Here is an 11,641-nt window from a genome sequence, read left to right as displayed (position 1 = left end):
ATGCGGACCTTTGATCGGACGCACCCCGCAAGGCGGGCGTGAAACGGGTTCTGTAGAAAAGGCGCACCGGCTGTCTGCACGGCGCGAAGTGGTCTCGTGATGTCGCGGGCAGCGCCTATTCGTAGGCGCGCTCGATGCCCATCAGCACCGGCAGACGCAGCGAAGCGGGCGCAGCCGGACGGCTTTCAGGCGCTTCGACCGCACGGGTCTGCTTGAGCGTGGCCGGTGCAGGTTGCACCGCTGCACTTTCGCCGCCCGATACTTCTTCTCCGGCTGCAGCAGCAATGCTGGAATCGCACGCCAGAGCCTCTGCCAGCGACGCCTGCGCCGGGCTGCCGAGTGCAGCAAGACCGGTAAGCAAAGCAAGAAAGGCGAGAATGTGCCGGGTCATGACGGGGCATAGATAGGCAAACACGCACCTTTCGTCCACCAGCTTTGCTGATTTACTGCGCCCCGTCGGCAACCTAGAGGGCTTTTTCATGCAGATCGACCGCTCCCCCCTCGCCCGCCCCTTCCCCGAATTGCCTGCCATCGCAGGTGTTACGCTGCGCATTGCCCGCGCACAGTACAAGGCTTGGGATCGTTGCGATCTGACCTTTGCCGAACTCGCCGAAGGCACCAGCGCGGCGGGCGTCTTCACCAAAAGCGCCTGCGCCTCGTCCGAGGTCGAACTCGGGCGCGAGGCGGTGAAAGGCGGGCGCGCGCGGGCGCTAATCGTCAACGCGGGCAATTCGAACGCCTTCACCGGCTATCGCGGACGCGAAGCGGTCGAAGCGATCCGGTCGCAGGTCAGCGATGCGCTCGGTTGCGGGGTGGACGAGGTGTTCGTCTCCTCGACCGGCGTGATCGGCGTGCCGCTGCCCATCGACAAGGCCCGCGCCGGGATCACAGCGGCGCTCGTCGCCGAGCCCTGCGGTTGGGAGGATGCCACCAACGCGATCGGCACCACCGATACCTTCCCCAAGGGTGCAGGCGCATCGGCGATGATCGGCGACACGCGGATCGAACTGGCCGGGATCATCAAGGGCAGCGGCATGATCGCGCCCGACATGGCGACGATGCTCGGCTACATCTTCACCGATGCCAATGTCGCGCCGGCATTCCTGAAGGAGGCGCTGGAACGCGCCAATGCGGCGACTTTCAGCTGCATCACGGTCGATGGCGATACCTCGACCAGCGACACCGTGATGGTGTTTGCCACCGGAAAGGCGGGCAATGCGCGGATTGAGGGTTGGGACAGCCCGGGCGCCGATGCATTTGGCGCCGCCCTTGCCGATGTGTGCCGCGAGCTTGCCCATCTGGTTGTGCGTGACGGTGAAGGCGCGCAGAAGTTCATCACCATCCGCGTGTCAGGCGCGATGAGTGACGAAAGCGCGCGCCGCATCGGCCTTGCCATCGCCAACTCGCCGCTGGTGAAGACCGCGATTGCAGGCGAGGATGCCAACTGGGGCCGCGTCGTCATGGCCGTCGGCAAGGCGGGCGAGCCGGCCGACCGGGACAGGCTCTCGATTGCGTTCGGCGGTATCTGGACAGCGCGCAACGGCGTCCCGGTCGAAGGCTATGACGAAGCGCCCGTCGCAGCGCACCTCAAGGGCGAGGAAATCGACATCGCGGTCGACCTCGGTCTCGGTGATGGCCGCGCGAGCGTGTGGACCTGCGATCTCACCCACGGCTACATCGCGATCAACGCGGACTACCGCTCGTGAGCGCTCTGGATGACGAAATCCGCGATCTGATGCGCTTCGCGGCGCAGCGTTCGATGCTGCCGCGCTTTCGCCAGCTGGCCGACCACGAAGTCGAGATGAAGGGCGAAGACGACCCCGTCACCGTGGTCGACCGCGAGGTCGAGGCATTCCTGACCGAGGCGCTCACCAAACTCGCCCCCGGCGTCGCCGTGGTCGGCGAGGAAGCCGCACACGCCGACACTGCGGTGCTGGAACATCTCTCCGGCCAATGCTGGATCATCGACCCGCTCGATGGCACCGCCAACTTTGCCCAAGGCAATGAGCCGTTCGGGATCATCATCGCGCTCGCTGACGCGGGCGAGGCTGTGGCGGGGTGGATCTATGATCCGGTCAAGGACCGCTTCTGCCACACCCGGCGCGGCGAAGGGGCGTTCGTCAATGGCGAGCGGATCAAGGCGCGCACCACCGGGCAGGCGATGCCGGTGACCGCCGTCAGCCGCATATTCCTGACGCCCGAACAATCCGCGATGGTCGATGCCAAGCTCGCCCCGCATTACACGCTGGTCGACATTCCACGCTGCGCTGCCGAACAGTATCCGCGCCTCGCGCTGGGCGAAAACGACGTCTCAAGCTTCAAGCGCACCTACGCCTGGGATCATGCCGCAGGCGTGCTGTGGCTCAACGAAGCCGGCGGCAAGGCCGCACGGCTCGATGGCACCGCCTACCGCGTCGACGAGCAGGACAAGCCCGGTCTCGTCGGTGCGGCAAGTCCGGCAATATGGGACGAATTCGTCAGCCGCGTGCTGGCTTGAAGCTTACAGCTCGCTTTCGAGCCACGCCTTGAGCTGGCTCTTGGGCGCTGCGCCCAGCTTGCGTGCGACGGCTTCACCGTTCTTGAACAGCACCATCAGCGGGATCGACTGCACGCCCATCTGCGCGGCGATATCGGTGTTTTCCATGATGTCGATCTTGGCGATCTTGACCTGCCCGGCGAGTTCATCGCTGATCTCTTCGAGCGCGGGCGCGATCATCTTGCACGGGCCGCACCAGTCAGCCCAGAAATCAACCAGAACGGGGGTGTCGCTGTTCAGCACATCGGCCTGAAAGCTGGCATCGGTGACGTTGACGGTGGCCATTATTGCAATCTCCTGTTTGCCAGCGAGCATAGGGGCTCTGGCGGGATGAATGCAATCTAGTGCGCGTGGGTTTTCACTCAATAGCGAGCGGCCAATAGCTTTGCTGCTCGCTGTCCAACTGCTGCTTGTGCGGAGCCAGAACATCGGGCCCGAGTTCCAACAGCACCGGCGCGTGGGTGTAGAGCACTGCTGCCCGGACTGCTCGATCAGGATAGATCGCTTCCAGCGCGGCGACATAGGCCGCCATCTGGCGCAACGTCGCCGCCGGAATGTCGCCCGCATTTGCAGGGGGTCGGCGGGTCGTCTTGAAGTCGACCACCACCACCCGCGTTTCCTCGACCAGCAAGCGGTCGGCCGTACCCGCCACCACGACCCCGCCAACCGTCGCGGCGAGCGGCACTTCGGCCAGTGCTGCCGGCGAAAACAGCGCAGCAAAATCGGGATGTTCCAGCACCGCCAAGGCCGCCGCGAGCATATCTTCGCGCACCGGCTCGTCGAGATCGCCTGCCTGTCGCGCGAGCCACGCCCGCGCCTCATCGCCGCGTTCGGATGGCGATACATCAGGAAGCCGCTCAAGGAGCCGGTGGATCAGGCTCCCGCGCCGCGCGGCGATGCGTACCGCCTCGGGCGGAAGCGGCGGTTCGGCGCCCGCTTCCTCGCCAACGCTTGAGGGAGCAAGCGGACGCGGCGGGCGCGGCTCGGGGCCGATCGGGGTCGACACCCAGCGAGGCAATTCGGGCAGCGCGGTCGGCGGGGCAGCGGTGTCGCTCTCCGGAACCAGTGGCTCGGCGCGGTGGCCCCACTCCTTGCGCCACAACCACACAGGATCATCTACCGCCTCGCCCTCGAACAGCGGCGCGAGCCGGGCGTACCAGCTCTCCTCGTGCGGAACCCCGACCTTGGCCTCTTTGCGGTTGAGCGCCCCCCCGATGAACAGCGCCTCTTCTGCGCGGGTCATGGCGACATAAAGCAGGCGCCAGTGCTCCTGCCGTGCGGCAAGGTTGGCTGCATTGGCCGCATCGGCGATCCTGCCCAGCCGTTCGTGCTTGGACAGGGGCGGCAGCGGCACTTCCCGGAGCCGATCGAGATCGCTCTCCAGATCGAAGGGATTATCCTCGAGCGACAAGGCACCTGCATCGCCGGGCGCGCCAGTGGCGTCGGCGAGGATCACGATCGGGGCCTGCAATCCCTTGGAGCCGTGCACCGTCATGACCCGCACCTGCCCGCTGGAACTGTCGGCATCGCGCTTGAGATCGCCCGTACCCGCATCGAACCACTGGAGAAAGCCGACGAGGCTCGGCCAATGCTCGGCCTCGAACGCGAAGGCGGCATTGACCAGTTCATCAAGCGGATCGTTGGCTTCGTTACCAAGCCGCTCGATCAGCCGCGCACGCGCATGCCACGGACCGTTGAGAAGCCAGCTGATCAGAGCTTGCGGCGTCTGATAGTCGGCGAGCCGCAGCAGTTCACGTAGCTTGTCGGCAACCTGCTGGACCGCTGCGGGCGCATCCTCGCGGCGCAGGTGATCCCACAGGCGCACCCGCTCGGGGCGCGGCACATAGGCGAGGATATCATCCTGCGACCACCCGATCAGCGGCGATGCAAGAAGGTTGGCCAGGCTGAGATCGTCGAGCGGCTGAGCGGCAAAGCGCAGCGCCGCAAGCAAATCCTTCACCGCCAGCGGCGCGCCTAGTCGCAGCCGGTCAACCCCCGCAACAGGCACACCGCGGGCATGGAGCCGTGCAACGATCTGGGCCGCGAGCTCCTTGCGCTGACGCACCAGCACCATGATATCGCCCGCTTGAGCATGGCGGCGGTTGCCCTTTTCGAGCACGAAGGGCTCGCCTTCAGGGCTCAGCCAGTGCTGCACCTGTTGCGCGATCTTGTCGGCAAGCACGGTGTCGTGGCGCGGCAACCAATCCCGGCCGCTGTCTTCGGCGGGATCGTCGTCTTTGCCTTCGTCGGCCTCGTCCATGTCCCTCTCACCGGCTGCAACGATCACCGGCGGCCATAGAGTCACGAGTCCGGGGCGCTCGGCGCCTTCATGAAGGGCCGGCGCGGTCGGCAGCCCGAACGCCTCGAAGCCCAGCAACGCGATAGCGCGGTTGACGAAATCGAGGACGACATTCGCGGTGCGGAAGGATTGGCCAAGGTCGAGATCCTGCCAGCCTGGTTCACGCCGGTTGATCCGCGCGGCACGAATACCTTCACGCGCCTGCATGATACGCGCTTCGACCTTGAGCTTGGCGCGGGCAAAATTTTCCGGACTGGTGCCCTGGAAGCCGAAGATCGCCTGCTTGTAATCGCCCACCGTAAAGATCGTGCGCAGCTTGTCACCGCGCGCACCCTCGCCGCTGAAGAAATCATCGATCAGGGCGAATATGATGTCCCACTGGCTGCGGTTGGTGTCCTGCGCCTCGTCGATCAGGATATGGTCGAAATGCCGGTCGAGCTTGTAGCGGATCCAGTCAGCCGCTTCAGAATTGTCGAGCAGGCTGGCCGCCTTGCGGATGAGATCTCCGAAGTCGACCAGCCCCTCGCGGGCTTTGCGCTCGTCCCACCGGATCGCGAAGGCCCGTCCGATTTCGAGCGCGGAGGCGATGACCTCCGCGCAGGTCAACAGCCCAAGACGGATACCGTGCAAGCGCAGGGTCTCGGCGATCTCTTCCTGCCGTCCCCGGAAGCCCGGATCCACCTTCTCAGGCGTCTGCATCAGTCGCGGTTCGCCATCGGCTTTGAGCAAGGTCTTCCGGAAAAGAGCAACGATATTCCGCCGAACAGTAAGATCACTCGCCAGCCACTGCCGGATGAAGGCGGCAGACTCTTCGCCCGTCTTGGCCTTCCACGCATCGAGCACCGGTAGCATCACAGCGAGAAGGTGATCGGGGAATACATCCGGACCGAGCACGTCGTTAGCCCACGCCTCGTCGGCATCCGCAGGTATCCCGAGCATTTGCCGCACCCGCGCGTCCATCGGCGATTGCCATGCATCGCGGCCGTGCCACAGTTCGGGGCTCTCCGCGGCGCGCATAAGCCACGTTTGCAAGGCGGACGGATCCTTGCGCCTGACAAAGGCGGCAATCGCCTCCAGCAGCCGCCTGTCATTCGCCGCTTCGGCGCTGGTGATCAGATCGGACAATACCTCGCGCGCCAGCAGATCCCGGCTGCGATCATCCATCACCCGAATGCCAGGCGCGAGCCCCGCTTCTTCGGGGAAGTTGCTGATCAGGAACTGCGCGAAGGCATGGATTGTGTCGATCCTGAGCCCCCCGCCAGGGCAATCGAGGACGCGTGCGAACAGGCTACGTGCGCGTTCGATCGTGTCGGGAGCGAAATCCGCTCCGAGATGGCCCAGCTCCTTCGCCAACGCGCCCTCGGGTAGCCGCACCCAGCTTGCCAGCACCGCGTTGATGCGATTGGCCATTTCCGCGGCGCCCGCCTTGGTAAAGGTGAGGCACAGGATCTGCGAGGGATCGACCTCGGGGCGGAGCAGCAGGCGCAGCACGCGCGCGGAAAGGACCTGGGTCTTCCCTGTCCCCGCCGAGGCCGACAGCCAGACATTATCCTCTGGGTCAGCGGCGAGCAGCTGATTGCCCTGAAGCGGATAGACGAGGCCGCTGCCGCCGCTCATGATGCCTCACCCACGGCCATGACCGAAGCCAACCACTCCTCGAGCCGCATCAGCTGATCATATTCGTTGAACCCCTGATAATCGGGGTTCTCTCGCGCGGTGAAAGGGGTGCGGCCCTTGATGTAGTTGCGGATCGCCTCCGCCAGCATTTCGGCGTGGTGCGGAAGGAAGTCTTCAGGGAGCACGCCGGTTTTCGCTCTGTCCTTCTTGATCGGCCGGTCCCGCTTACCGAAGCCGCCATCTTCCTTGCCGAAGGACCAATACTCGAAGTCGGTCGCCTCGCCCGTTACCACCTCGCCAGTGCGCGCATTTTCGAACCGCCCATGCTCCGCAATCAGACCAAGCAAACCAAGCTGGAGCGCGAAGCCCGCCTCGACCTGATTCTTGCTCGGCACCCGGCCAGTTTTGTAATCGACAATTCCTAGCGTCCCATCCGCCAGCCGGTCGATCCGGTCCGCGCGGCCAATCACCTTGACCCCGTCAAACGTCATCTCGCCGGAAATCTCGCTTGCGAGCACGCTGCGACCCTCCTTGGCATCAGCCTCGATCCACTGCTCAAACCGCTCGAGAGCGGCGATCAGGCGTGGTTGCCACAACGCGCGAAACAAGGGGTGGACCTGTTCGGCAGCGAAATAGTCCCGCGCGAACGGTCCGATTGCCAGCCCCGTATCGCTGCGACGCGCCCGGTGCCACTTGTCGAGGATGGCGTGGACAAGCGTTCCGCGTAGCGCCGGATCGCTGAACGGATCAGCAGCGAGCGGTGCCATCTGCTTGAGCCCCAGAATTGCCTGCGCGTAGAACTGGTAGGGATCACCCAGAAGTCGATCCAGCGCAGTCACCTTGATGGTCACATCGCGCAAGTCGGAGCCGGGATCAGGTGCCGGGCGCGGATAGGGCTCGGTACGGGGACGCGCACGATCAAGATGGGGCAACAGCGCCGGAATTGCTGCCTCGCGATGCTCGCCAAGTAGGTCCTTGCCCAGCAACGCTTCGACCCGAAGTACAAAGCGTGATGGCAAAGTCGGCCCTGCGGCATCGCGCAAGGCGCGGCTGAGCACCACTTCGGGGGCGCCGAGCGCTCCGGCAAGGTCATGGGCGGCCAGCCCGATCCGGAACTCCGCCCCCGGCACGCCCAGCGCGCGCAGCACGGCGGGCGCGAGCAGGGGATCGGCGGCCGGCGGCTGCGGCCAGCTGCCTTCGTTCAGGCCTGCGCAGATAATCAGATCAGCCCGCGCCATCCGCGCCTCGAGCAGGCCATAGATCGACACGCGCGGATGCCCGCCATAGCCCGGACGCACCGCCACCGCGTCCATTGCATCGCGCAGGATTGCGGCGATATCGGCGCTCTCGACGACCGTGCCGAGCGCTTGCGACTGCCCGCGCAGCTCCTCGATCATGCTGCCCAGCGCGCGGCCATCTTCGCGCTCCCATGCCGCGCTTCCCGCGAGACGTTCGGCGCAATCGGCAAGGATCGTAAGCGCTTCAGCCAACGCGATTTGCTTGGGCCAATCCGACAGCGGGGCGATCAGAGCCGCTGCTTCGGCCCACCAATCCGCCTGCTTTGCCTCGGCCGCCGCCTTGCCCAGCGGCCCGAGTCCGGGGGCAAGAGCTGGTCCGCGCAGCTCCCGGTCAAAGGCTCTGAGACCCGTGAGCCAGGCCTGGCGCGTCTCGGCATCGACCGAGCGAACCAATGGATGCCCGAATGTCGCCACGACAATGTCGGCCGCAGGCCCCCGGGCAGCGATCTCCGCCAGCAGGCCAAACAGCCTGCCCGCCGGGGTCAGAGCCAGCGGCCGCCCTGCCGAATCGTCGGCGACCACATTCCAGCGCGCAAGATGCTGAACGATCCGGCGCGCGAGGCCCCGATCAGCGGTTACAACGGCTACGCGTCGTTCGGGCTGCTCGATCGCCTCGCGGACCAACATGGCGACCGCCTGTGCCTCGACCTCCAGCGTCGGACTGGTCATCAGCCGCACTCCGCTAAGCCGCCGGTCAGAGGCCTCGAGCTTTGCCCACGACCGACTGGCCTCGGGCGGCAAAAACAGTGCGGATATTGCCCGGCTGCGCGCCGGATCCGCAGCAGTGGGGCCACGGCGGTGCCACGGTCGCACTTCCTCGCGGTTCACGCCCATGCGGTTCAACAGCAGCTTCAGATGATACTGCGGATGGGTGAGCGCGTCCGAAGTGCCGAACACTGTGCCGCCCGCTTGATCGGCAAGGCCTGCGCGCCCCAGTTCGTCCCATGCGGCATCATCCATCGCAAGGTCGAGATCGGGGAGTACCACCGCGCCATCGGGAAGTTCCGCAATCACACGCAGCAGCCGTGCGAGCGCTGGGGCAGCACTGGTCACGCCGGCGGCGACAATCGGATGCTGCGGCGGGGTATCCTTCCAGCGCCGCGCCGCCCGGTCGAACAGCAGGTTGCGGCGCGTTGCGGCGTCAACTTCACCGCGCTCGGCAAGTTCGACCTGCCAGCGCGCATTGACGCGGGCGAACAGGCGGATCGAATGCTTCCAGTGCTCGGCCACCCCAGCAAGGCTATCGAGCACAGCGTCACCCAGCAGATCTTCGGGGCGCTTTTCCTCGACCAGTAGACGGTCGATCGCGCGGGCGATGTCGCGCGCAAGGTTGAGCCGCACCCGGCCCGGGAGCGGGTCCATTCCCTCGGCTGCGCGTTCCTCGGCGATCAGCCGGTCGAGCGTCAGCCAGCGCCGCACCGGATCGCAGGCCGGGGGTATGTCCGAAGTCCCCAGAGGGTCGAGCGCTGCGCCAAGTTGTTCATCGAGGTCGAGATCGCCGACCATCACCATGCGCGGCATCAGCAGCCCGTTCGTGCCATTGGCCCCGGCGTGGCGAATGAAGGCCTCGGAAAGGGTGCGCGCGGCGCGGCTCGACGGGACCAGCAGCGTCAGGCGTGCGAGCCCGAAGCCCGGCGCGGCATAGCGTGGCACCAGTCCGGCAACCAGCGCGTCGGCAAACCCGCGATGCGCGGCGATCGAATAGATCAGAGGGCCGGCGCCGCGCGGTTCAGCCAAGCTGGAGCGCCTCCTCGGTCGGGCGGATCGCCTCGGGCGTGCCGACTTCGAACCATTGGCCGGTGAAGGACAGGCCATAAAGCCGCCCCTCCTCCATCGCGCGGTTCCACAAGATGTTGGTCGAGAACGGACCGTCGGGCGCATCGCGCAGCAGGCGATGTGAAACCAGTTGGATGCCGGTGTAGATAAACGGCGCGATCCGGCCATCGCGGCGGCGCGAGAGCAGGCCGTGCGGGTCCATATGAAAATCGCCCGGCCCGTTGAAGTTGGCCGCGCGCGCGTGCGGCACCACCAGCAGTAACGCGTCCATGCTCTCGGGATCCCAGCGGCGCGACAGGTCGTGGAACGCGGTCTTGGGGCCGTCGAGCCAGATGTTGTCGGCGTTCAGCGCGAAGAAGGGATCGGGCAGATGCGGCAGGGCCTTGATCATCCCGCCCCCCGTTTCGAGCAGCAAGGCGCGCTCGTCAGAGACGGTCACCTGCGGCGCCTTGCGTGCGGAGACATGGGCTTCGAGCGCATCGGCGAGATAATGGACGTTGACCACCGCCTTTTCGAACCCGGCTTCGACCAGCCGGTCGAGCGCATAGTCGATCAGTGGTTTGCCCGCGACACGCACGAGCGGCTTGGGCTGGCTCGCGGTAAGCGGACGCATCCGCTTGCCCAGCCCTGCGGCGAGGATCATCGCAGTATCGGAGGCGAGCTGCGGTGTGGTCATGCCGCAAAAGCCCCGTTGGCCGCACGCAAGGATTCGGGGATATTCGCATCGAACCAGCGGGCAACCGGCGCAAGCGCTGGATGCGCCAGATCGCGTTCGAGCGCCGCCCACACCCGCGGAATCATGGCGAGATATTTGGGCTTGCCATCGCGCCGGTCGAGCCGAGTGAAGATGCCGACGATCTTGGCGTTACGCTGCGCGCCGAGCCGCGCGTAATCGGCGAGGAAAGCGTCATCCTCGATTGCCGCAGCTTTACAGTAATGCGCGAGCATCGCCGCTTCGAGCGCCTCGGACACATCGCGGCGCGCATCCTGAAGCAGCGAGACAAGATCATAAGCCGGATGGCCGACCAGCGCGTCCTGGAAATCGATCAGGCCCTGCGGCGCATCAGGCTTGCCGCCGAGCAGCATGATGTTCTCGGCATGATAATCGCGCAGCACGGTCACACCGGGCTGCTGCCGCGCCAGAAGCGGGGCGAGCACTTCGTCCCATGCATCGGCATAACTTGCGGCATCGACCTCCAGTCCCTGCGCCGGGCAATACCATTCGGTCAGCAACGCCGCCTCGCGCTGGTAGACCGCCAGGTCATATGGCGCAAACGGCCCCGGCGGCAGACGGTGCAGATCGGCCATTGCGTCGACGGCTGCGGTGTAAGCGGCAAGCTCGTCAGCCGGGTGATCATCCAGCCAGTCGCGCATCCGGTCATTGCCGAAATCCTCGGTCAGCACCCAGCCTTGCGCGGAATCCTGAGCCAGTATCGCAGGGCCGCGCATACCGTGGCCATTGAGCCAGTGCGCGACATGGAGAAAGGGCGCCGGGTCTTCGTGCGGCGGAGGCGCGTGCATCAGCATCGCCGTTTCGCCGGCACGGGTCAGGCGAAAGTAGCGCCGGAACGAAGCGTCGCCCGGCAGCGGTGCAATCGCGGCATCCGCCCATCCGGCGTGGGCGATAAATTCGGTAAGACCTTGGGGCAGCGCACTCATGGCATCCGCCCTACCCAATCCGCGCCGCCGACCGCAATCGCAATCCTTCCGTCAGCACCGCTTTCCCCCACCATTTCAAGCGTGACCGACAGACATCCAGGCTCGGTGTCGAAACCGCCCGCATGATCGGGCCACTCTGCCAGCAGCACCGCGCCCTCGCGATATTCGTCGAGCCCGATTTCGGCACATTCGGCCGGATCTTCGAGCCGGTAGAAATCGGCGTGCACCACCGGTAGCCTGAGCGGCGGGGCATCGTATGTTTCGATGATGGTGAAGGTCGGCGATGGTACCTCACCCGCATGGCCTAGCGCCGCGATGATGGCGCGCGCCAGTGTCGTCTTGCCCGCGCCCAGCCCGCCCGTCAGCGCCACCACGTCACCCGCCCGAAGCCGCCCGGCAATCGCCGCACCATAGGCGGTCATCGCCGCCAGATCGGGCAATTCGGTGCGGTTCATG

At 65.8% G+C, this 11,641-nt stretch carries 9 protein-coding genes; 2 read left to right on the top strand and 7 right to left on the bottom strand.

Annotation, left to right across the window (positions count from 1 at the left end):
* Positions 1-115: 115 nt before the first annotated feature.
* Positions 116-391 (bottom strand): hypothetical protein, encoded by a 276-nt coding sequence (locus tag BG023_RS08545; RefSeq protein ID WP_069310071.1) that lies wholly within the window; start codon positions 389-391, stop codon positions 116-118.
* 88 nt (positions 392-479) lie between these two features.
* On the opposite strand from BG023_RS08545, the gene argJ reads away from it, so the two are divergent.
* Both argJ and BG023_RS08535 read left to right on the top strand, forming a co-directional pair.
* Positions 480-1,706, top strand: a complete 1,227-nt coding sequence (gene argJ, locus BG023_RS08540) for a bifunctional glutamate N-acetyltransferase/amino-acid acetyltransferase ArgJ (protein WP_069310070.1) — start codon at positions 480-482, stop codon at positions 1,704-1,706.
* Positions 1,703-2,497 (top strand): inositol monophosphatase family protein, encoded by a 795-nt coding sequence (locus BG023_RS08535; protein ID WP_233992962.1) that lies wholly within the window; start codon positions 1,703-1,705, stop codon positions 2,495-2,497. The genes argJ and BG023_RS08535 overlap by 4 nt, the downstream gene beginning before the upstream one ends.
* Positions 2,498-2,500: 3 nt before the next feature.
* On the opposite strand, the gene trxA is transcribed toward BG023_RS08535, so the two are convergent.
* The 6 genes from trxA to tsaE form a co-directional block, all read right to left on the bottom strand.
* Positions 2,501-2,821, bottom strand: coding sequence for a thioredoxin (gene trxA, locus BG023_RS08530; RefSeq protein ID WP_069311222.1), 321 nt, complete (start codon positions 2,819-2,821; stop codon positions 2,501-2,503).
* A gap of 73 nt (positions 2,822-2,894) precedes the next feature.
* The gene (gene addA / locus BG023_RS08525) at positions 2,895-6,452 is read right to left on the bottom strand and encodes a double-strand break repair helicase AddA (RefSeq protein ID WP_069310069.1); all 3,558 of its coding nucleotides are present in this window, start codon (positions 6,450-6,452) and stop codon (positions 2,895-2,897) included.
* Positions 6,449-9,487, bottom strand: coding sequence for a double-strand break repair protein AddB (gene addB / locus BG023_RS08520; protein ID WP_069310068.1), 3,039 nt, complete (start codon positions 9,485-9,487; stop codon positions 6,449-6,451). The genes addA and addB overlap by 4 nt, the downstream gene beginning before the upstream one ends.
* Positions 9,480-10,202, bottom strand: coding sequence for a nucleotidyltransferase family protein (locus BG023_RS08515; RefSeq protein ID WP_069310067.1), 723 nt, complete (start codon positions 10,200-10,202; stop codon positions 9,480-9,482). Before BG023_RS08515 ends, addB begins: the two co-directional genes overlap by 8 nt.
* Complete coding sequence (locus BG023_RS08510) at positions 10,199-11,185, bottom strand: aminoglycoside phosphotransferase family protein (RefSeq protein ID WP_069310066.1); 987 nt, start codon at positions 11,183-11,185, stop codon at positions 10,199-10,201. Before BG023_RS08510 ends, BG023_RS08515 begins: the two co-directional genes overlap by 4 nt.
* The gene (gene tsaE / locus BG023_RS08505) at positions 11,182-11,640 is read right to left on the bottom strand and encodes a tRNA (adenosine(37)-N6)-threonylcarbamoyltransferase complex ATPase subunit type 1 TsaE (protein WP_069310065.1); all 459 of its coding nucleotides are present in this window, start codon (positions 11,638-11,640) and stop codon (positions 11,182-11,184) included. The genes BG023_RS08510 and tsaE overlap by 4 nt, the downstream gene beginning before the upstream one ends.
* Position 11,641: the final 1 nt, after the last annotated feature.

Source organism: Porphyrobacter sp. LM 6 (genome assembly GCF_001720465.1).
GTDB lineage: Bacteria > Pseudomonadota > Alphaproteobacteria > Sphingomonadales > Sphingomonadaceae > Erythrobacter.
This window is presented reverse-complemented; position numbering and strand designations above follow the sequence as displayed.

What these genes read in the sequence shown, in the direction of transcription:
- BG023_RS08545 (WP_069310071.1), bottom strand. Translation starts at nt 391, where the DNA reads ATGACCCGGCACATTCTCGCCTTTCTTGCTTTGCTTACCGGTCTTGCT.
- argJ (WP_069310070.1), top strand. Translation starts at nt 480, where the DNA reads ATGCAGATCGACCGCTCCCCCCTCGCCCGCCCCTTCCCCGAATTGCCT.
- trxA (WP_069311222.1), bottom strand. Translation starts at nt 2,821, where the DNA reads ATGGCCACCGTCAACGTCACCGATGCCAGCTTTCAGGCCGATGTGCTG.
- addA (WP_069310069.1), bottom strand. Translation starts at nt 6,452, where the DNA reads ATGAGCGGCGGCAGCGGCCTCGTCTATCCGCTTCAGGGCAATCAGCTG.
- BG023_RS08515 (WP_069310067.1), bottom strand. Translation starts at nt 10,202, where the DNA reads ATGACCACACCGCAGCTCGCCTCCGATACTGCGATGATCCTCGCCGCA.
- BG023_RS08510 (WP_069310066.1), bottom strand. Translation starts at nt 11,185, where the DNA reads ATGAGTGCGCTGCCCCAAGGTCTTACCGAATTTATCGCCCACGCCGGA.
- tsaE (WP_069310065.1), bottom strand. Translation starts at nt 11,640, where the DNA reads ATGAACCGCACCGAATTGCCCGATCTGGCGGCGATGACCGCCTATGGT.